Annotated in this window: 22 protein-coding genes; 16 read left to right on the forward strand and 6 right to left on the reverse strand. The window is 34.4% G+C overall.

Annotated features, from left to right (window positions below; translation table 11 throughout):
* Positions 1 to 21: 21 nt before the first annotated feature.
* From DIT68_RS02680 to DIT68_RS02705, 6 genes are all read left to right on the forward strand, one after another.
* A complete protein-coding gene (locus DIT68_RS02680) occupies positions 22 to 900 on the forward strand; it encodes a hypothetical protein (protein WP_146194099.1) in 879 nt (292 codons plus the stop codon).
* Positions 901 to 1,399: 499 nt separating this feature from the next.
* Positions 1,400 to 2,806 (forward strand): CCA tRNA nucleotidyltransferase, encoded by a 1,407-nt coding sequence (locus DIT68_RS02685; RefSeq protein ID WP_109358265.1) that lies wholly within the window; start codon positions 1,400 to 1,402, stop codon positions 2,804 to 2,806.
* 42 nt (positions 2,807 to 2,848) lie between these two features.
* Positions 2,849 to 3,409 (forward strand): IS1096 element passenger TnpR family protein, encoded by a 561-nt coding sequence (locus tag DIT68_RS02690; protein WP_109358266.1) that lies wholly within the window; start codon positions 2,849 to 2,851, stop codon positions 3,407 to 3,409.
* A 12-nt stretch (positions 3,410 to 3,421) separates the two neighbouring features.
* The gene (locus DIT68_RS02695) at positions 3,422 to 4,135 is read left to right on the forward strand and encodes a class I SAM-dependent methyltransferase (protein ID WP_109358267.1); all 714 of its coding nucleotides are present in this window, start codon (positions 3,422 to 3,424) and stop codon (positions 4,133 to 4,135) included.
* The gene (locus tag DIT68_RS02700; RefSeq protein ID WP_109358268.1) at positions 4,132 to 5,001 is read left to right on the forward strand and encodes a TraB/GumN family protein; all 870 of its coding nucleotides are present in this window, start codon (positions 4,132 to 4,134) and stop codon (positions 4,999 to 5,001) included. The genes DIT68_RS02695 and DIT68_RS02700 overlap by 4 nt, the downstream gene beginning before the upstream one ends.
* Before the next feature lie 2 nt (positions 5,002 to 5,003).
* A complete protein-coding gene (locus DIT68_RS02705; protein ID WP_109358269.1) occupies positions 5,004 to 5,456 on the forward strand; it encodes an FKBP-type peptidyl-prolyl cis-trans isomerase in 453 nt (150 codons plus the stop codon).
* A 107-nt stretch (positions 5,457 to 5,563) separates the two neighbouring features.
* Here DIT68_RS02705 and DIT68_RS02710 read toward each other — a convergent pair whose 3' ends face one another.
* From DIT68_RS02710 to DIT68_RS02720, 3 genes are all read right to left on the reverse strand, one after another.
* Positions 5,564 to 7,015, reverse strand: coding sequence for a glyceraldehyde-3-phosphate dehydrogenase (locus DIT68_RS02710; RefSeq protein ID WP_109358270.1), 1,452 nt, complete (start codon positions 7,013 to 7,015; stop codon positions 5,564 to 5,566).
* 77 nt (positions 7,016 to 7,092) lie between these two features.
* On the reverse strand, positions 7,093 to 7,959 hold the full coding sequence (locus DIT68_RS02715) for a sigma-70 family RNA polymerase sigma factor (RefSeq protein ID WP_109358271.1): 867 nt from the start codon (positions 7,957 to 7,959) through the stop codon (positions 7,093 to 7,095).
* A 231-nt stretch (positions 7,960 to 8,190) separates the two neighbouring features.
* Positions 8,191 to 9,669: a Do family serine endopeptidase gene (locus DIT68_RS02720; RefSeq protein WP_109358272.1), complete on the reverse strand. Its 1,479-nt coding sequence runs from the start codon at positions 9,667 to 9,669 to the stop codon at positions 8,191 to 8,193.
* Between the two features lie 147 nt (positions 9,670 to 9,816).
* Between DIT68_RS02720 and DIT68_RS02725 the strand changes: the two genes are divergently transcribed.
* From DIT68_RS02725 to DIT68_RS02745, 5 genes are all read left to right on the forward strand, one after another.
* Positions 9,817 to 10,425 (forward strand): hypothetical protein, encoded by a 609-nt coding sequence (locus DIT68_RS02725; protein WP_109358273.1) that lies wholly within the window; start codon positions 9,817 to 9,819, stop codon positions 10,423 to 10,425.
* Positions 10,422 to 11,198, forward strand: a complete 777-nt coding sequence (dapF, locus tag DIT68_RS02730) for a diaminopimelate epimerase (protein ID WP_109358274.1) — start codon at positions 10,422 to 10,424, stop codon at positions 11,196 to 11,198. The genes DIT68_RS02725 and dapF overlap by 4 nt, the downstream gene beginning before the upstream one ends.
* Before the next feature lie 162 nt (positions 11,199 to 11,360).
* Complete coding sequence (locus DIT68_RS02735; RefSeq protein WP_109358275.1) at positions 11,361 to 11,876, forward strand: GNAT family N-acetyltransferase; 516 nt, start codon at positions 11,361 to 11,363, stop codon at positions 11,874 to 11,876.
* 3 nt (positions 11,877 to 11,879) lie between these two features.
* Positions 11,880 to 12,944 (forward strand): endolytic transglycosylase MltG, encoded by a 1,065-nt coding sequence (mltG, locus tag DIT68_RS02740; protein ID WP_109358276.1) that lies wholly within the window; start codon positions 11,880 to 11,882, stop codon positions 12,942 to 12,944.
* Positions 12,945 to 12,949: 5 nt separating this feature from the next.
* Positions 12,950 to 13,444: a phosphoribosyltransferase family protein gene (locus DIT68_RS02745; RefSeq protein ID WP_109358277.1), complete on the forward strand. Its 495-nt coding sequence runs from the start codon at positions 12,950 to 12,952 to the stop codon at positions 13,442 to 13,444.
* A 69-nt stretch (positions 13,445 to 13,513) separates the two neighbouring features.
* Here DIT68_RS02745 and DIT68_RS02750 read toward each other — a convergent pair whose 3' ends face one another.
* From DIT68_RS02750 to DIT68_RS02760, 3 genes are all read right to left on the reverse strand, one after another.
* On the reverse strand, positions 13,514 to 14,389 hold the full coding sequence (locus tag DIT68_RS02750; RefSeq protein WP_109358278.1) for a M90 family metallopeptidase: 876 nt from the start codon (positions 14,387 to 14,389) through the stop codon (positions 13,514 to 13,516).
* Between the two features lie 69 nt (positions 14,390 to 14,458).
* A complete protein-coding gene (locus DIT68_RS02755; protein WP_109358279.1) occupies positions 14,459 to 15,772 on the reverse strand; it encodes a DEAD/DEAH box helicase in 1,314 nt (437 codons plus the stop codon).
* Between the two features lie 178 nt (positions 15,773 to 15,950).
* A complete protein-coding gene (locus DIT68_RS02760) occupies positions 15,951 to 17,246 on the reverse strand; it encodes a DEAD/DEAH box helicase (protein WP_109358280.1) in 1,296 nt (431 codons plus the stop codon).
* A 250-nt stretch (positions 17,247 to 17,496) separates the two neighbouring features.
* Here DIT68_RS02760 and DIT68_RS02765 point away from each other — a divergent pair, with 250 nt between their 5' ends.
* From DIT68_RS02765 to DIT68_RS02785, 5 genes are all read left to right on the forward strand, one after another.
* Positions 17,497 to 18,453 (forward strand): tRNA dihydrouridine synthase, encoded by a 957-nt coding sequence (locus DIT68_RS02765; protein WP_109358281.1) that lies wholly within the window; start codon positions 17,497 to 17,499, stop codon positions 18,451 to 18,453.
* A 52-nt stretch (positions 18,454 to 18,505) separates the two neighbouring features.
* Positions 18,506 to 19,381: an aldose 1-epimerase family protein gene (locus DIT68_RS02770; RefSeq protein WP_109358282.1), complete on the forward strand. Its 876-nt coding sequence runs from the start codon at positions 18,506 to 18,508 to the stop codon at positions 19,379 to 19,381.
* 406 nt (positions 19,382 to 19,787) lie between these two features.
* On the forward strand, positions 19,788 to 20,126 hold the full coding sequence (locus tag DIT68_RS02775) for a hypothetical protein (protein WP_109358283.1): 339 nt from the start codon (positions 19,788 to 19,790) through the stop codon (positions 20,124 to 20,126).
* Positions 20,119 to 20,499: a hypothetical protein gene (locus DIT68_RS02780; RefSeq protein WP_109358284.1), complete on the forward strand. Its 381-nt coding sequence runs from the start codon at positions 20,119 to 20,121 to the stop codon at positions 20,497 to 20,499. The genes DIT68_RS02775 and DIT68_RS02780 overlap by 8 nt, the downstream gene beginning before the upstream one ends.
* Before the next feature lie 146 nt (positions 20,500 to 20,645).
* The gene (locus DIT68_RS02785; protein WP_109358285.1) at positions 20,646 to 21,536 is read left to right on the forward strand and encodes a DMT family transporter; all 891 of its coding nucleotides are present in this window, start codon (positions 20,646 to 20,648) and stop codon (positions 21,534 to 21,536) included.
* Positions 21,537 to 21,824: the final 288 nt, after the last annotated feature.

A 21,824-nucleotide genomic window follows, 5' to 3' on the forward strand; every position in this document is an offset into this window, starting at 1 on the left:
CCTTTTTTTTATTTTAACGGCATGAAAAATATATCCATACTTTTAATATTTACTGCTTTAATCAGCAATTATTACGCTCAGGTGAATCCAAATTTAGTTCACATTCCTCACGAAGTTTTTGTAAACGATGGGATTACTAGTTTTGATAAAATTCTTTCTCAGGATGAAACTATTGAAGAAAAAGTTAAGATTCTGCACAGTTATAATGAGCTCGGACATGACTTAACTATACAGACCAATAGTTTTGAGGAATATTGGAGCAGATACAAATCACTTTGGTTTTACATCACTCTAAAACAAGGTGAGCAACCATTTCTTTTATTTAAAGGCTTGAAAAACGATTTGGACGAAAGAGAATACGTTGAAATATTCAATATTGAAAAGCAGAGAAATCAGCGCTCCCTTTTTAGCGATGTTGGGAGATTACTAGCATACAAACTTCATCCAAAAACGAATGAAGTGATTCTATATATTCATAAATACCCTTGCTGTAAAAGCGCGAGTCACAATGTGTACCGTATTAGAAAAGTTCAGGACAACTTAAAAGTAAGCGATAGGTTTTTTGTAGGTAGAGATTCTGGAGATATGGTAGGTCCATTTTTCCCAGAAAAGGTATCATTCTCCGACAAGTACCACACACTTGATGAAAAGACAGCACTGCGCTGGTCACCTGCGGTTGTAAGTGAAAATGCTTTCGAAGATTGGACAGAAAGCAACCTAATGGTTCATTATGAAAAAGGTGCAGTATACCAAATCCTCCACGAGAAAAACAACTGGCAATTTGTTGTTTTCTTTAACGGAATAGCCGAAGAACAAAGCATGGTATTGAATTATACAAATTTTAAGAATAAAGGAGTTTATGGATGGATTCAGGTGGTGAATACGACTAAGCATTTGTGATTCAGATTGCAGATTCCCCCTACTGTTGTATAGGAATTATCTTTCATCTGATTTTGGGTCAGTAAACGATTTACTAGAATTACCTTACTTTATTTTGATCTTTTGAATGAGTTTATAAACTCTTCATTGAAGAGAATTTATAACGGATTAAGGAAGTAGTATAGAAAATGAATACTGCTTTCTTAAACTGCCCCCATTATAACCTGAAAGAAGGTCAAAGCCCTAGGATAAAAAAGATGATAATCCATAGTGAACAATAAAGAGACCATCATTCATAAAGGTTAATTGAATTTGAATAGAACAACGACAAGTTGATATAAGAATCACAATTTTATTTATCAGAGCGTATAGCTAAGTTCTTTTCTAAAATAGAATTGAATAATCAATTTATCTACAAAACACTGAAAATTGGTAATTCTTAATTTTCCCATCCACTCCAACTTCCTTTCACTTTCTCTGTCTTTCCCAAAAGTTAAGTATATTTGCACCCGAAATGAAAATGAATTACAAGGAAAAATTAAAGCACCCCGTTTTTAAGGTAACAAGAGATATCATCACCGAATTAGGCTTGGAAGCTTATGTTATTGGCGGATATGTGAGAGATCTACTTTTGGAAAGACCTTCCAAAGACATAGATATTGTGGTTGTTGGCAATGGACTAGAATTAGCTCAAAAAGTTGCAGAAAAACTACGTGTCAAGAAAGTAACTACTTTTAAATCCTTTGGAACTGCGCATTTTAATTATAAGGATTTAGATATTGAATTTGTTGGTGCTCGGAAGGAGTCTTATAACAGAGATTCTAGAAAACCAATTGTGGAAGACGGAACTTTAGATGAAGACCAAAAAAGAAGAGATTTTTCAATAAACGCTTTAGCATTATCTTTACACGAAGATAATTTCGGAGAATTAATTGACCCTTTTGACGGAATTGCAGACCTTGAAAATGGAGTAATTAGAACTCCTCTTGATCCAGAAACAACCTATTCTGACGACCCTTTAAGGATGTTGCGTGCCATTCGTTTTGCAACGCAGCTCAATTTTAAAATAGAAAATGAGAGCTTAAAAGCCATCAAAGAGAACGCAGAACGACTCTCCATAATTTCTAAGGAAAGAATTGTCGATGAGCTTAATAAAATTGTTTTGAGCAATACACCTTCTCGTGGGTTCAAACTATTGTATTCAACACACCTACTCCATCAGTTCTTTCCAGAAATGGTGAATTTGGCAGGAATTGAAACAATTAACGGACATTCCCACAAGGACAATTTCTATCACACTTTAGAAGTATTAGACAATATATCTGAAAATACAGAGGATTTATGGTTAAGATGGGCAGCAATTATGCATGATATTGCGAAGCCACCTACTAAAAGATACAATAAAAAGACAGGTTGGACATTTCATGGACATGAGGATTTAGGAGCAAAAATGGTTCCCAAAATATTCAGACGAATGAAGCTTCCCATGGATGCTAAAATGAAATATGTTCAAAAATTGGTTCGCTTACATTTACGTCCAATAGCTCTGGTAAAAGGAGATGTTACAGACTCAGCAATTAGAAGATTATTGAATGAAGCAGGTGACGACATTGAAGACTTAATGATGTTGTGTAATGCTGACATTACCTCTAAGAATGATTTTAAAGTTAAAAAATACCGTAATAACTTTAAGAAGGTTGAGGAAAAACTAAAAACTGTTGAAGAAAAGGACAGTGTTCGTAATTTTCAACCTCCAATCGATGGTCAAATAATCATGGAGACTTTTAACATTGAACCATGTAGCGAGATTGGTACCATTAAAAATAGGATCAAGGAGGCTATTCTAGAAGGCGAAATTCAAAACGACTATGATGAAGCATTTGAAATGATGCTAAATTTAGGAGCAGAATTGGGTTTGAAAAGATAGAAAACTATTAACTTCGCTGATTGTTCAATAGGAAACGTTTATATGGCAGGACTTAAATTTAGGGTTTTACTCGATAGTGTTGAAGACAAAGAAGTATTCAGAGATATTTTAATCAATGATGATTTTAATTTTGAACATTTCTATAACACTATATTGGATGCATTTGGATTTTCAAATGATCAGATGGCATCATTTTTCATGAGTGATGAAGACTGGAATAAAGGAGAGGAAATTTCCTTAATGGATATGTCTTTTGGACAAATTGAGGAAGAAGAATCACCTGTTGAAATGAATTCCGTCCTCTTAAAAGACAGAATTAAAAACAACCGTCAAAAGTTCATCTTGGTTCACGACTTTTTGTCAATGTGGATATTCCTAATTGAATTACACGAAATAACTGATGAAGAAATTGAACACCCTCAATTAATTTTGGAGGTTGGAGAAATTCCTCAATCAATTAAAGACAAAGGTCCCAAAAATTTGGAAGACATGAAATTTGAGACTGACCGCGACCCAAATGCAGACGAATTTGATGATTTTAACGACTTTAAGGATGAATTTGGAAATGATCAATTCGACAATATAGACGATTACGACATTTAGCTTATTTCAAACATGAATAAAAAAGACCCGATTGGGAATGCCATTTGGGATTATCACACCCAAAATAACCCTGAAGATATTGTTGTTGAATCCGACTTAATTGACGACGACTTCCTTCCTATTGCCCATTTAATGCGTGCGTTTGAGGATTTCCCCAAGCTAGAAGCTATTGCAATGAAACATTGCAAAGGAAGAATTTTAGATGTCGGGGCAGCAGCTGGTCCGCATGCTAAATATTTATCAAGTAAAGGATTTGATGTAAGTACACTTGAAATAAGTCCGCTTGCTCATCGTTATCTAGAAGAAGTATTACCAAAAGTAAAGCATTATTCTACCCCTATATTAGAGTTCAATATTGGTGAGTACGACACAATTCTACTATTGATGAACGGTATAGGATTAGCCGGGATTTATGATGAAGTTACACCCTTTTTAGAGCATGTAGCCTCACTTTTGGCTCCAGGTGGCTCTATTCTGTGCGACTCTACTGATGTTCAAAATGTATTTGAAGACGAAGAAGGTGGACTTTGGGTAGATTTGAATGCCAATTATTATGGCGAATTCAAATTTAATATGAAATACAAAGACCAAGAAAGTGGTTGGTTTAATTGGGTTTACCTTGATGTAAAAAATCTAGAGAAATTCGCTAAAGCAGCAGGACTCACCTTAACTTTGCTCGAAGATGACGAAAATTCTTTTTTAGTTCAATTAAAAAAACAAATATGAAATTCTTTTTAGCTCTATTTACAAGCCTATTTTTAATAACTCAGTTTGGAATAGCTCAAGAAACACCAAGCAATTCTCTTTTATGGGAAATCACAGGGAAAAAAGTAAAATCTCCCTCTTACATCTTTGGAACAATGCATTTAATTCCGAATGATGACTTTTTATTTCCTGAAACATTACAAGAAAAAGTAAAGACTTCCGATATCTTGGTCATGGAAATTGGTGGTTTAAGCGAACAATTACAAGCCATGCAGTTAATGATGTTGGACTCAGGAACGATGTTTGATTATTTCTCAGAGGAACAACTCGATTCTATATTTACTTATACCAAAGAAAACTTGGGGTTTGAAGAGGAGCAAATGCGAATGGCTTTTGGTAAAATGAAGCCTTTTGTTTTGGTGCAACTCTTTACAAAAGATGCTTTTGGAGCAAATCCTCAAAGCTATGAAATGTCATTAGAAAAGATTGCAAAAACAAATGATGTTGAAATATTGGGACTTGAGACTGTTGAGGAGCAAATGAGTTTTATCGATAACCTAAGTGATAAAGATCAAGTTAATATGATTATGGAAGCCCTGAGAGCTGAGGACAATGGAGCAGAGGAAATGACAAAACTAGTGGATATTTATTTATCACAGGACATCAATAAGATTTATGAATTCGCTGTGACTTCGGATATGAGTTCTCCTGAATTTGAGGAAGACTTTTTAAACAAAAGGAACCAAAACTGGATTGCGCCTATTCAAAAAATAATTAAGAAAAAAACGGCCTTTATTGCTGTTGGAGCGGCACATTTGGGGGGACCACAAGGTGTCATTGAATTATTAAAAGCCGAAGGTTATATATTAACTCCAGTAAAATTATAATTATGAAGTGGATAAGTCTATTGGTAATCGTTCTGTCGCTCATGAGTTGTACTACTTATTCTGAAGAAGAATTAAATTCTTTCGATGCAAAAATCCAGCACTACATTGATTCTACAGGATTACAAATGGAAAGAACTGAAGATGGCCTCTACTATTCTATCCTTGAAGAAGGAGAGGGAGAAGAATTTATTGGATATAAGGATCATGTCACATTTTATTACAAAGGCTCTTTCTTATCTGGTAATTCATTTCAAGTAATTTCAAAAAATGATCCTTTAAATTTCACAGTGAGTCAATTAATAATAGGTTGGCAAGATGCGCTCATGATGTTAAAAAAAGGCGGAAGTATTCATATCATCATCCCACCACAATTAGGGTATGCTGATAGAAGTTCAGATGTTATTCCCGCCAATACAGTATTGGAATATGAATTAACGGTTTTGGATGTGCAGTAGGCATGCCCTAATAGGGCAAACCTACGCACACCAAACATAAAAACATAAAAACATAAAAAGGGCGCACCAAAAGTGCGCCCTTAATTATTTTTACATTTTTACTATTCCTAATAATAAATCAGTCTTCTTACTTTGGCTACATATTTTGCCAAACGAATCACTTGTTTGGTATAACCAAACTCGTTATCGTACCAAGTATAAAGCACAACGTTTTTATTATCATTTGAAACAATAGTTGCTGGTGAATCAAACACTGAACAACAAGTATTTCCAATAATATCATTAGAAACTAATTCCTCATCTACTGAGTAATGAATTTGGTTAATCAAATTACCGTTTAATGCGGCATATTTAATTGCATCATTCACATCTTCTTTATTTACGTCTTTATCTAATTCCAAAGAAATAATTGCTAAAGAACCATTTGGTGTAGGAACACGAACAGCGTTAGCCGTTAATTTATTTTCTAGGTCTGGAATAACTTTCGTTACCGCTTTACCAGCTCCCGTAGACGTAATTACCATATTTATTGCTGCAGAACGACCTCTTCTTGGTTTTTTGTGCATGTTGTCCAATAAATTCTGGTCATTTGTATAGGCATGCACAGTTTCGATGTGTCCCTTAACAACTCCAAATTTATCGTTCATTACATTTAAAACCGGTGCAATTGCATTTGTTGTACAAGAAGCAGCAGAGAAAATCTTTTCATTCTCAATATCCAATGTTCCTTGGTTAATTCCATACACTATATTTGGAATTCCTTTTCCAGGCGCAGTTAAAATTACACGAGAAGCTCCATTTGCTTTCAAGTGTCTTGATAAACTTTCTTTATCCGTAAATACTCCTGTATTGTCGATGATTAATGCATTATTAATTCCGTATGCTGTGTAATCAATATCTTCTGGATTTTTTGCTTCAATCATCTGAACTTTCATTCCATTAATATTTAACACGTTATTTTCCGTGTCAACATCAACAATACCATCAAAAGCTCCGTGAACAGAGTCATTTACAAATAGAGCTGCACGTTTTTTAATAATTTCTGGCGATACATCTCTGGTCACAATGGCTCTTAAACGTAACTGTTGTCCTTTACCTGCTTGCTTAATTAATTCACGAGCAGCAAGACGACCAATTCTACCAAAACCATATAAAACTACATCACGCGGTTCAGTTTTGGCTTTATCTTGTCCAATAAAATCTTTAAGTGTTTCCTTCAAAAATGCTTGCTCATCACTAAACTGATCTTTGACATCATTGTATTCAAAAGCTAGACGTCCAATATCTAATTTTGATGGAGCTAAATCGATAGATAAAAGTGCCTCTGCAAGAGCAGATGTTGTGAACACATCGATCGGCTTCTGAACTACTTTTTGCGAGTAATCATGCAATTTCATAATCTCAGAAACTGTTAAACTCACGAGGTGGTTTCTAAATAATACTAACTCCACTCCTTTGTCATAAAGAAGTTGTCCTGTTTTACTGGCTAATTTTACAGCAGCTCTTTCTCTTTTTACGTGAGCGTCTAACTGTTCTTCATACCCGTTTGAAGTACTCATATTGTTTTGTTTATGATTTGGTTTTATAATAATGCGTATAAAAAAGGGGCTGCTAATAATAGCAGCCCCGAAATTTCTTATCCTAAATAAGCCTTTAAAAGTTTATTTCGCGAAGTGTGTCGCAGTCTTCTAATAGCCTTCTCTTTAATTTGCCTAACTCTTTCTCTAGTTAAGTTAAATTTAGATCCAATTTCTTCTAAAGTAAGTCCGTGATTCATACCTATTCCAAAGAACAAGCGAATAATTTCACGTTCCTTATCTGTTAGCGTTGAAAGGGAACGCTCGATTTCACGCTGAAGTGATTCTGACATCAGCAATGTATCTGCCTTTGGAGAATCAGCATTCGCCATCACATCCATTAATGTTCCACCATCTTCATTTGCTGATAAAGGTGCATCCATTGAAACGTGACGTCCTGAAACGTTCATACTTTCTTTAATCTTATCTTCTGGAACTTCCAAAGCTTCTGCCAATTCCTCAGCTGATGGTGGACGTTCGTATTCTTGTTCTAAACGAGAAAATGCTTTGTTAATTTTATTCAATGAACCTACCTGGTTCAAAGGCAAACGAACAATACGTGCTTGTTCTGCCAATGCAGACAAAATAGATTGACGAATCCACCAAACGGCATAGGAGATAAATTTGAACCCTCGTGTTTCATCAAATTTCTGAGCTGCTTTAATTAAACCTAAGTTACCCTCATTGATTAAATCTGGAAGTGTAAGCCCTTGGTTTTGATATTGCTTTGCAACGGAGACAACAAATCGAAGGTTCGCTCTTGTCAATTTCTCTAAAGCGCGCTGATCACCTTGTTTGATTTTTCGTGCCAACTCTACCTCTTCATCGGCAGTAATCAATTCCTCCTTACCAATGTCTTGTAGATATTTATCTAATGATTGACTTTCGCGGTTAGTGATTGACTTCGTAATTTTAAGCTGTCTCATGTTTTTCTAATCCTTATTTTAATAATGGGAAATAAAGTTTGGCAAATTTACACCAATTAAACTATACTACAAAATATAAGTGAAGGCAAAATCTTAATTTGACCTACAAATTAAGTATTTCTCTTTCGAAAACTTCCTCCATCCCAATTTTGAAAAAGCACAAGATAAACAAAAAACGCCCTTGAACAATTAATTCAAGAGCGTTTCTTTTATAAAAAGGTTTAAATCAAATTACAATCCAAACCCAACATAGTCTTTCTTGCCGCTTTCTGTCATTATTTCTAATAGTACACCTTTTTGATCTTTATCTTTAAGTGCGCTTGTAAGCTGTTCTACACTTGTTACATCTTCATGGTTCATTTTGGTAATAATTATTCCTTTCGACAATCCAATTGATCTTAACTTTCCGGTAGATATAGATGATATTTTAACTCCGTTAGAAATATTTAATTCCTTTTTTTCTTCTTTTGACAATTCAGCAAATGTTGCCCCTAAGGCAGAGTATTTCTCTAACTCATCTTTAGAAGTTAATTCTGTGTTACCATCAATATTCTTCAGCAATACCTCTTTGGTAATTATATCTCCATCTCTTCTCAAAGTCAAAGTAACAATGTCACCAGGTCTTCTTCGTCCGATTTCTTCTTGTAATTCCGCAACTGAATTAATTGCCTTGGCTCCCACTTTCAAAATCACGTCACCTTCCTTCACTTTTGCTTTCTCAGCTCCAGAATCGGCATTTACTCCTGCAACATATAATCCTTTAGCGTCTTTTAAATCTTTAGCATTGATTAAATCCTGAGTGATTTCTTGAATTTGTACACCTAAGAAACCACGTTGTACCATTCCGTAATCAATTAAATCACTCATTATTTTTGCTACTAATCGAGAAGGAACCGCAAAAGAGTATCCAGCATAATTTCCTGTTTGTGAAGCAATAGCTGTATTTATTCCTATTAATTGTCCTTGCGTATTAATTAGAGCTCCTCCTGAATTCCCTGGGTTAACCGCTGCATCTGTCTGAATGAAAGACTCAATAGGCATGATTTCCTTATTCTGACTTCCTATGATATTAATATTTCTCGCTTTCGCAGAGACAATTCCAGCAGTAACAGTAGAGTTTAAATTAAATGGATTCCCTACTGCGAGTACCCACTGCCCCACTTTTACATCATCACTGTTTGCGATTGGTATAGCGCGCAAACCTGTTTTATCAATTTTCAATACCGCAATATCTGTCGAAGGGTCTGTTCCCACAATTTCGGCGTCAAAAGTTGTATTGTCATTTAAAGTTACTTGAATTTCACTTGCATTTTGAATAACGTGGTTATTTGTCACTATATAACCATCATTTGAAACTATTACTCCAGAACCCGAACCACTTCCAAACTGCTTTCTTTCTCTTCCTGCTCCTGGTCCGTAGAAAAACTCTAAAAACGGATCTCTTTGAACATAAGACTGGACCACTTTGGTTTTAACGTGAACTACAGAGTGTACACTTTCCTCGCTGGCCTTGGTAAAATCTAATTTCTCATTAATTTCCGATGCTGCAAAGTTGACTTTAGTTCCTACTAATGGTTCAATTTGTTCTGTTGCATAGTCCTGATTTTCTGTAAATGCTGAATAACTAGTAGAATCCAGCATAAAAAACACACCTAATGGCAAAAGGCCTCCTAAAACACCTAAGCCTATTGATTTCATATTTTTTTTCATATTTCTTAATTTTTAAGGATTCGATTTGATCTCTTCAATATTAACACCAAAACCGTTTGAAAGTGATTCGTTCTGTGTTAAAAGTTGTTAAGCATAATATTCATTCTTTTTATGTACTTTTGAAGCACTTTACCATAGTATAACTTAATGAAAAAGATACTTGTATACTTATTTATTTTAGTGGCCGGCATCGGAATAGGCTATCTATCTAACTATGAGCCTAATAAAAAGGAGACCCCAGAACAAAAACCTGAGAAAATCATAATTGAAAAGATCAAAAAGCAAATTGTAAGAGATACAGTGGAAGTTGAAAAAATCGTTACCGTTATTGCTGAAGTTGATTCTTCAACAACTTCTACTGATATTATTATGACTGACAGCTTGACTTTAGCGGATGATAGAAATGACATTATAGAAGAAAATGAACAAGAAGAAGTAATTATTATGGAGGAGCTAATTGCACAAAGAACTATAGCTTTAAGCGCTGCTCCTTCAGACACCTCGGATGTTTCTGAAATTCTGAAACTTAAAACGGCTGCTTTCGCAAAAGAAATTGTTGTAGAGTTTTGGCAAAGCCCTTTGAATATTACAGGATATGAATTAACAAGAAATAGACTAAAATTATTTGGTTTTAATCCAAGTGAATCGATTTCTTTGCAATTGGACAAAATTGAAAATCAAATCTTACTCAACACAGAAACGATGAGTATTGTGCTTCAAAAATCTAAACAGTTTAAGACTTTAAAATTAAGATGACTTTTTCATTTACAAAATATCAAGGAACAGGGAATGATTTTATAATGGTGGATTGCACAGCAAATAAAACTTTCAAATTGCTTGATGAGCAAATTAAAACCCTATGTGATCGTAGATTTGGAATTGGTGCAGACGGAATAATTCTAATCTCTGAGCACCCTACCCTTGATTTCAAAATGACCTATTACAATTCCGACGGAACGCAAAGCTTTTGCGGAAATGGTGCAAGATGTGCTGTACATTTTGCTAAATCACTAGGATTATTTAAAAACAAAGCGATTTTTGAAGCCATTGATGGCCTTCATGTTGCAGCTGTTCATGAAAATCAAGTGACTTTAAAAATGAATAAAGTTGAAGGAATTCAGAAGGATGAAACCGCTTTTGTGATGAATACTGGAAGTCCGCATTATGTAAAGTTCACAGCTGATTTAGACGAAGAAAATATTGTGGAATACGGAAAAGAAATTCGTTATTCAAAAACCTATAAAAAAGAAGGTATCAATGTTAATCTGGTTGAAGTTTTAGCCAACGATCATGTTGAAATGGTGACCTACGAACGTGGAGTTGAAGATGAAACTTTTTCATGCGGAACTGGCGCTACAGCTGTTGCAATTGCCTACGGTTTGGTTTTAGATATAGAATCTATAGATTTGAAAATTACTGTAAAAGGTGGTGAATTGCATGTAAAAGCGGAACGATATTCTGATACTTTCGATGATATTTATCTTAACGGACCAGCAACGAAAGTATTTGATGGCGAGATTACAATTTAATTGTAGATTTACCAAAACCCAGAACTTTACTTAAAGCCTTATATCAATGAATTACTGATGGATACAAAACAACCATATGTTTGAAACTTACTGTCCAGCCTCGATGAAAGGAATTAAGCTTTATTGACTAAATGAAAACGAAAATCTTATCTTTGACTTACAATGCTAAAAGGAAAGAAAATATATCTTCGACAAATAGAAGAAGATGATGTAAATATACTATTGCTGTGGGAAAATGACACAGAAAACTGGCGTTACAGCGAATCTGAAGCTCCATTTTCGCTTCATCAAATTCAACACTACGTAAAAAACGCGAGTCATGTAAGACAAAATCAACAAATGCGCCTTATAATTTGCCTTTTTGAAAACGACAAAGCCATTGGCACGATAGACTTGTTTAACATTGATTTTAAAAACAAGCGTGCTGGAGTTGGAGTATTAATTGCGAATAAGGCCGATAGAAATAAAGGCTACGCGAAGGAGGCCTTGGAGCTCATGTGTGGCTTTGCATCACGAAGAATTGGCTTACTGCAAGTGTTTTGTGATATTCAAGCAGACAATGAAGCAAGTATTTCACTATTTGAGAATGAAGGATTTATCAAAACAGGAACAAGAAAAAACTGGTATCTTTACCAAGATGAGGCAATCGATGCTTATTTTTACCAAAAATTTATCTAAAACATGAATAAGCAACTTCGAAGGTCAAACTACTTCCTACTCCTTACGTTTTTAATTTTTTTGAACTCCTGTACGAGCATCGACGCTTATTTTGGTGGAAAAAAGGAGAGTTTGAACACAGAAAAAACTAGTTTTTATATCCCAACAGGAACTGGTATTGAAGAATTAAAAAACCTCCTATTAAATCACAAAATTATTGATGATGCAGATGCTTTTCAGGCAGTGTTGGATTACAAAGAATTTCAAGATAACAAAGTTGGCTCAGGAAAATATATCATTGACCCCAACACAAAATACAACACCTTAATCAATGGTTTTACCCTGAATAGCTTAGGTAACGGAAACAAAGAAGTAGAAGTTGAAATAACATTCAATAATTGTCAGAATATCAAAGATATAGCAAGCAAAGTTTCTACTCAAATAGAAATGGACAGCACTACTTTTGTAAATTACATTTTATCAGATTCAATCTTAAAAAAATATGGATTTAATGAAGCTAAAATAGGTGCTCTATTTTTACCAAATACTTACCGTGCTTTTTGGGATACAGACCATGAAGAATTTGTTTCTAAAATGGCTGAAGAATTTAGAAAATTTTGGACTCCAGACAGAATAACTAAATTAAAACAAGTGGGATTAAGTAGTCAGTCTGACGCTGTAACATTGGCTTCAATCGTTTATAAAGAACAAGACAAGTACCCAGAAGAATGGAAAACAATTGCAGGATTGTATTTGAATAGAATTCGTAAAGGGTGGAAATTGCAATCTGACCCAACCTTTAGGTTTTGTTGGGGCGATGAATTAGATGGAGTTGAAAGACTAACCTATGAACATCGCGACAGAGATTGTCCATACAATACCTATATTTATGCAGGTTTACCGCCTGGTCCCATATTTATACCTCCTGCAGATGTTGTTGACGCTGTTTTGAATGCTGAAAACAATAACTACATGTACATGTGCGCAAAACCAAAAGGAGATGGATTACATAACTTTGCCAGAACATTAGCTCAGCACAATAGAAATGCTGCAGAATTTCAACAATGGATTAGAAATAGGAAAAGATAAATAGAATGAAAACAATTGTACTCAACGAAAGACAAATCAATCAAAAACTAGACAGAATAGCCTACGAGATTGTTGAAAACAATTTTCAAGACGAAAATATTTTTCTTGTCGGAATAAAAGGAAACGGTTTTGAAATAGCCCAAGAACTGGGAAGAAGATTAGAGGCGATTGGTCAGCAAAAAATCAATGTCAGCGAGCTAAGTATTGACAAAAAAAGTCCACTAGATCATGAAATTTCTACAAGCATTTCTTTAGAACATTTCGACCACCAAACGATTGTTTTAGTCGATGATGTAATTAACTCTGGCCGCACAATGCAATATGCCTTGATTAAATTATTGGAACGTCCTACAAAACGTGTGAAAACCGTTGCTCTTGTAGACAGAAAACACCGAAGCTTCCCTATTCGATGCGATTATGTTGGATTAACGCTTTCTACTACACTGCAAGATAGAATTGAGGTAGATTTGGAGGGGGATAAAAAAGCATATCTGGTCTAAAACAGCTGGAAATCACTAATTTTCCAGGGATAATTGACAATTGTACAATTTCTAATTTTAAATTGACAATTACTTTTTGTTTTGGTTAAAATATTCGTCAAGAAATTCAAATAATGGTCTGTTCTTTACTTTTAATAAGCTCGGACATTCTTTGTAGTAAGTCGTAACCACAGCAAAAAACTCTGCTTCTGACGTTCCACCATAAGCAGGAATAGTTGAGTCATTATTTCTAATGTTTTCCATGGCTTCTCTCATCAATCCAACCCAAATCTTTTTATCTTCTTCACCGAGATAGTTTGGAATTCCATCTATTGCCCCATCCGACTTATCCAAAAGATGAGAAAACTCATGGATTCCTACATTTTTCTTGTCATTATCAATTTGAAATCCTTTGACTAAAGCTGGCAGCGATAAAATCATGGTGTTATTCATCAATCCACCATGGTGTACTTTCCCGTTTACAATTCCGTGTTTATTCAAGGAGTTATCCATATCAAAATTGGAAGGGTAAACTAAAACTTCTCTTAAATTTCCGTAGTTGTAGTAAGGCAAACCCCAAAATGCAATTACCGCACTAGCAGCTACATACAAACAAGTTTCTTTCTCAGGTTTTTCTTTACCAATTTCTGATATCGTTACATTTGCAATAAAAATGCCCACCCTATCTTCAAAAATAAGCTTGTCTTCTTTATTTAAACGTTTGTAGAATGAAATGTACTCTTTCATCCAATGCTTATCGTTTACGGACAATGAAACCTTAGGTTTTCTCGGGGATTTCTTTCGGGTATTGATTCTCCAAAACCATAAAGCCGCTACAATTGCAATGACAACGATTATTCCAACGATTTTTGCCGATGTAAATCCTTTATAATGAAGAATTACAGGAATACTTCCTAAGGTTACCAGAAACAAAATAATCCAAGGTAAAAAAGACTTATTTTTCATGCGTTAAAGATAGCATTGAAAGAAGTAAAAGCAAATTGAAAACCTTAAAGATTGTTGAAGGACGATCGTCTAAATCCCATAAATTCGCACTTTCTTCTTTTTAAAATAAGTGTTATTCAGTTTATCGACCAATTCATCGGCTTTTTTAAGTGGAACTGCAACGAAAGAACAATCTTGCTTGAGTTCAATCATTCCAAGTTCATCCTTTGATAAACCGCCCTTTTTCATGAAAGTTCCTGCGATATCTCCTTTGGAAATCTTGTCTTTTCTTCCTCCCGAAATGAACAATGTCGTGAAGAATGAAGTAGTTATGCCCGCATTTTTGAGCTGATCTAAAGTTGAAGTATTTCGAATAAAATCTGGTAAATTCTTCGTTCTGTCTTTTAAAATATATGCTGTTCCTTTCGCTGAAACCCTTGCCGTTCGTCCATTTCTATGCGTAAACTCTTCCATGGCATGTGGTAATTCATAGTGAATAATAAAACTCAATTCTGGAATATCTAATCCGCGAGCAGCTAAATCTGTGGCTACCAAAACTTGTGTGCTTCCGTTTCTAAATTTAATCAATGAACGTTCTCTATCCATCTGTTCCATTCCTCCGGAAAAGCAGCTGTGGCTAATTCTATGCATTTCCAAATATTCACTCACTTCATCAATTGATGCTTTAAAATTACAAAAAATGATTCCGTTCTGATTTCCAACGTGTTTTAACAGTTTCACTAAGGTTTCAAGCTTTTGTGCCGCATAAGTTTCAAGCACTTTAAGCTCAAGATTGGAACTTGCTTTTTTCTCAAGATAGTTTAAAGTTTTGGCTTCATTCATTTTCACAAATGCGGGAACAGTAATATTTGAAGTCGCTGAAGTTAAAATTCGCTTTTTTAGATTCGGTAAATAATCAAGAATTTGAGTTAGTTCTTGTTCAAACCCTACTTCCAAAATCTTATCAAATTCGTCCAATACCAAATATTTGATGGCATCCGTGTTCATTCTTTCATCCGTAAAGTGGTCTAAGACTCTCCCCGGAGTTCCGATTAAAACGGAAGGTGTGTGCTTTAGCTCAATTCTGTCTTTCGATTTCGCTCTTCCTCCATAAACGGCATTTAACTTAAACCCAGTTCCCATGTGACGAAAAACTTGTTCAATTTGAATGGCCAATTCTCGAGAAGGAACTATAATTAAAGCTTGAAGTTCTTCAATTTCAGAATCCAACAAATTAATCAAAGGCAATAAAAAAGCTAAGGTTTTCCCAGTTCCCGTAGGTGATAAAACGACAGTATTTTCCGTTTTCTCAATCACCTCTTTGGCATCTTGTTGCATTGGGTTTAAACCTTTAATATTTAACTTTTCTAAAATTTCTTGCTGCGATTTTATATTATTTGCCATTTGTTTATGTTGAATTCAAAAATGAGATGATTTTTTTTATTGAATTGAAAAGATTTTAAACCAACTAGTGTCTGGACGAAAACACATCAAAATTAAAAATATTTCTTTTTGTGATAGTTCCCTTTATTTTTAATCGCCTGATGCTAAGGCTAACTATAAATCTTTCTAACGAAGAAAACTAATTGTTTTCTCTCCAATAATTCGCCAAAACCTTCTCTATAAGTTCCTCCTTTGTGAGGTGTTTGAAAATGCTTTTAACCTCCTCTTTTAACTCTTCTGAAATCTGACGATTAGGTTTAGTTTTAAATACTTTTTTCGCCCAAACCAAAGTGTTATTAGATTCAATATCTTCTTCTTTAGCTTTTTCAACAGGTTTAAACTGAATTCCTAATTCATCTTCAAAACCAGCTATTTCTGCAACTTCTTCTTTTTGTAGAATTGTCATAGAAAGTCCCTTCTCTCCTGCCCTTCCTGTTCTACCGCTACGGTGAACGTAGGCTTCATACGTATCTGGCAAATGATAATTAACAATATATCCTAATCCTTTTACGTCGATTCCTCTTGCAACTAAATCCGTAGCAACAAGAATATCGATGTGTCCATCACGGAATTGATCCATAATCCTATCGCGAATTCCCTGCGTTAAACTTCCATGCAAAGCACCTGATGAAATCTTACGAATCGCCAAGTTTTTGGCTAATTTGTTAACAGCGGCCTTCGTTCGGCAGAAAATTATTCCTCTTTCTCCCTCTTGGGTACTTAAAAAATGAAGAAGAACATCTAGCTTTTCAATGGGTTCAACGACCAAATATTGATGATCAATTCCCTCGTGTCCAATACTTACTCTATCCGACTCAACAGTAATTGCTGTTTTCGACATGTAGTTATGTACGATGTCCTTCAAATCACCGGGTATTGTGGCGCTAAACAAAAGCGTTCTCCTAGATTTTGACAAGGATTTAATTAATGAAATCAACTCATCTTTAAAAGCTTGAATCATTTCATCTGCCTCGTCTAAAACTAAATTTTTAACCGATTTAAGGTTCAAGGCATTTTTCTCCAACAAATCCATTAAACGTCCTGGCGTAGCGACAACGATATGAGTTGGTGACTTCAACTCTTCTATTTGTGTTTTTAAAGGTGCTCCTCCTGTCAGCAAAGTTATTTTCACTTCAGGAGAATACTTTGTAAACGACCTTAGATTATTATAAATCTGCTGACTTAATTCACGCGTTGGTGATAAAACAATTGTCTGAATACTTTCATTTTCAGTATCTACCATTTGAATTAACGGTAAACCGAATGCTGCTGTTTTACCCGTTCCAGTTTTTGCAAGTGCAACGATATCCTCGTTTTTATTGAGGATTAATGGAATAACTTGCTCTTGAATATCTGTAGCTTCAGTTATTTTTAATTCGTTTAAAGCTTGTTGTAACTGTGGATTGATTCCTAAATCGGATAAAAGTCTTGACATTGTAATATTTTTCAGCAAAGATAGGGACAGTTTTTTGTGAAATGCTAAAAGTCGGATTATAATTGGATAAAAAACGCTATTAAAATCTAAAGGGACCTCGAAATTGAATTGAATTTTATCTTCTCCACTTAGTTACATTTCAAAATTAAGGAGGCATTACTAAATCTGTAGAAGACAAAAACACACAAAACACTTTTAAAGATTAACGTCTCAAGAAGTAAAATTCTATATTTGTCCTTCAAATAATTCTATGACTCCAGTTTTACTTTCTTCGCCATTGCAGGGTTTTACAGACTTCAGGTTTCGCAATGCTTTTCATCATTATTTTGGTGGAATTGATACTTTTTATGCTCCGTACATTCGATTACAAGGTAAAATGGTGATTAAAAATTCATATCAATTAGATTTAGCACCAGAAAACAATTCTACTTTGGATATTATTCCTCAGGTGATGACCAATGACCCTGATGAGTTTTTATTTGTTGTAAAATACGTTCAGAGTTTGGGTTACAACGAATTGAATTGGAATTTAGGTTGTCCATATCCCATGGTTACAAAATCAGGAATGGGATCAGGAATGATCTGTCAGCCCGCTAAAATTGATGATGTTTTACATAAAGCCCACAATGAATCCGACATTGTTGTTTCAATGAAAATGAGAATGGGTTATGAAAACCCAGAGGAAATCCTCGATACTTTTCCAATTTTAGATAAATATCCACTTAAAAATATCGCTATACATGCTCGAATTGGTAAACAATTGTACAAGGGTCCAGTTGATTTAGACGCTTTTGAGAAATGTGTGACAGCAACAAAACACAAATTGTATTATAACGGAGATATTACAAGCGTTAAAGCTTTTAAAGAGATTTCAAAACGTTTTTCAACACTTGATCATTTCATGATAGGACGGGGTTTGATTGCTGATCCATTTCTGCCCAGCATGATTAAAAACAACACAGAAGAATACCCAAAAAACCGTTGGGAAATCTTCTCCGAATTTCACGATACCATTTACCAACAGTACGATGAATACTTGTCTGGGCCTACGCCAATCAAAATGAAAATGCAGGGGTTTTGGCAGTATTTTGCGGAAACTACTTCTAATCCGCATAAGACTTTTAAAGCAATCAAAAAAGCACAGAATCCTCAAAAATATAGACAAGCCGTGGATAAAATATTAAGAACAGAAATGGAATTTGGTTAACTGACTGGATTCGAGGGAGGAATTGACAATAAAAATTTTAAAAACCACAATTATGCTGCATACCATAGAAAATGATTTTTTGATTTGTAAAATAGAATCTAAAGGTGCTGAAATTCGTTCATTAGAAAACAAGCAGACAGGTGAAGAATTTATTTGGTCAATTGATGAATCAATTTGGGGAAGTAGTTCGCCTGTGTTGTTCCCTTCCATTGGCAACATAAAAGGAAACAAACATGTTTTTGAAGGGAAAGAGTTTCCTATGACAAAACATGGAATCATTAGAAATAATGAGCATTTAGAATTCAATCAAATTGATCCTAAAACTTGTACTTTCACCTTAAAATATTCGAAAGAAACACTTAGATTATATCCATTTAAATTTTCATTTACCGTAGAATTCTCCCTTAAAAAGAAGCGACTGGAAATGAAATATATCTTAGAAAATCAGGATTCTAAAGAGCTGTTCTTTTCTTGTGGTGGACATACGGCTTACGCTTGTCCTTTGGGTGAAAATTTACAATTATCAGATTATGTGGTTGAATTTCCCCAAGAAAATCATCTTCAGTCTAAAAAGCTAGGCGAAACGGGATTGCTTTCAACTGCTGAAAAGGAAATTTCAATTCAAAAGGGTGTATTAGCACTTTCAGAAACACTTTTTAATGAAGATGCCCTAATATTTTCCAATATAGAATTTGATTTTGTTCGTTTGCGAAAAAAGAATGCTAAAAAAGGAATAATTGTTCGCTTTCCAAACTATCCAAATTTAGCACTTTGGTCTAAACCGGGAGCAGATTTTCTTTGTATAGAACCTTGGTTAGGCTTGCCTGACAGTGAAAATGAAGCTTTGGATATTTCACAGAAATCAACTTATAAATCACTTGCTATTGGTGATAAATTCGAAATTTCAATCCTTACAGAAATCGAGTGAGTAAATTGAGATTTTTCTAAAAACAAAGATCGCTTTTACAACAATTTTTTATAATGCGTATCCGATACTTTACCAGTATATTCAGAATTAAAATTCAATCCTCCATAAAAAACAGAGTTTTATGAAATATGGCATATTATTAATTTCATGATATAACAAAACTTAGGTTTCAAGACGCAAGAAATTAGTGTTTATCCGCGTTGCTTGCATCTGTTATGCGGTGACTGAGCTTGCCGAAGTCCCGCGTTCCATTACAGCGCAAACCATTTGCTAAGAAATAGAGAATAGATTATTTCACTACTGGTAAAGATTCCTATAGGCATATTTTTATATAATGCCATACATTATTTAATCCGCTGACTTTATTGAACTATATTTGTGCTTTTAAAATATACAGAACAACATAATGACAAAAAATACAGAAAAACCGTCTCCAGAAGTTAAAGCACTTTCATTATTCTTAATGTCACACAAGTCTTTAAGCCAAAACTATAAGGAGAAGTCTAAACGAATCAACAAATTATGGACGCAAGTAGGTTCAGGAGGAACAACGAAAGCTGTTTATCTTGAAGAAGTTCAAAACATGTTGGATTCTTTTGGCGGTTATGACAAGGTAGTTGAGAAAACTGTTCAGTTTTACATTAACAAAACCGGTAAATGGAAATTAGAAGGTGACGACAAGTTTTGTGTTGATGCAAAAGCAGTTGCGGATAAAATCAACGCGTTAAAGAAAGGAAATGATTAAACAGAAACTATTCGAAAACCAAATTCATTTATCAATAGATAATGAAGATTTTTCCTACAGGATTCCATTAAAAAAGATTGGACACACGATTGATTGGAAAATTGGGGAAAAAGTTTCAGATCATATCGAGTTGAAACACGTTTCAAAATGGGCGCTTAAATTGTTCACCAAAAACGTGACGAATGAAGAGTTTATTTCTCAATTCAAAGCTATAGTTAAGGCCTACGCCCCAGACCATACAATTGATTGGGAGGAAACCTTAATGGCTATTCAAGTTCAAAATGAATACAATAGTCTGATAAAAGAGAATAAATTGAATGAAGAAGAAATCATTTCAAGTTTGAACACAAAGTACAAGTTAGATATCACTTAAAGAACGATAATTCATCATTTAAATTTGGGGAGTTTTTATAACTTCCCTTTTTTGTTTTATAGCGTATAAATTTCAACTCCGAACTTGAAATTTATCGATTTATTAGACTACTTTTATTCTTTGTTTTATATTATTACACAGTCAAAATGAACAGATCTTATGTTGAAATGCATCTTGCCATTCTTTTGGCTGGCTTCAGTGGGCTTTTCGGGAAATTAATCACCTTAAACGAAACATTATTGGTGTTTTATAGGGTTTTGTTTTCATCATTCATCTTGATTCTTATTGTACTCTCCATTTGGAAGAAAAACAAAATGGATCTCTCGTTTTCAAAAGCGAATTTCCTACTGCTCGCCAATGGTGCCTTGCTCGCTCTTCATTGGGTTTTCTTCTTTGGAAGTATTCAAGCCTCTAGCGTTTCTCTTGGAGTTTTGTGTTTAAGTCTGGCGAGTTTTTTCACCGCCTTATTGGATCCGATAATCAATAAAACCCGACTTTCGTTAAACAATCTAGCATTAAGTGCCCTTAGTTTAGTAGGAATAAGTTTGATTTTTGGAATCGACAGTCAATACCGAGAAGGGATTATTTTAGGGATTATTTCCTCCATTTTGGTTTCACTTTTCACCTTATTTAATGAGCGCTTAGTCAAAAAACATGATACAATGAAAGTCACCATGCTTCAAATGTCTGGCGGAACAATTGGTCTAGGAATAATTATACTTTTTCTTGCTTCATTTACTGAATTTCAATTCACATTGCCCGATTCCACAAATTTATTCTACCTCATTATTTTGGCTTTGGTTTTCACCATTTTCATGTACACCTTATTAAATCGTTCTTTACGAACCATCAATTCCTTTACAGTAAATTTAAATTTTAACCTTGAACCAATTTACGGAATAATTCTCGCCTTTCTTTTCTTCAACGAATCCGAAGATTTCAATTTAGCATCTTGGATGGGTGTTACGTTAATCATATTTTCTTTAGGACTTCAATACATTTTTTCTCGACCAAGAAAAGTAGTGAAAGTGCTTTAGTCGATTTAAGCTATTCGCTCTCATTAAAAAGCAGAAGTTGTAGCGCTCATTAATAAATAGGTCGGAACCAAAGGAGTTTTGAAAAACAGATTAGTTTTCATTTTAATTTGTCAAGAGCCTTCCATTGTTGAAAATAGAAATTTGCGAAAGATCTTATCCGTTCATCGCCTAATCAAATGCCGGACTAGATTTATTTACTGGTAAAATATCAGATATGTGTTTAATTTTAATGAGTCCCCAAGCATACACTAAGATAGGTGAAATTAAAATTTATGCTTTTTTAAACAA

Source organism: Brumimicrobium oceani (genome assembly GCF_003143775.1).
Classification (GTDB): Bacteria; Bacteroidota; Bacteroidia; order Flavobacteriales_D; family Crocinitomicaceae; genus Brumimicrobium; species Brumimicrobium oceani.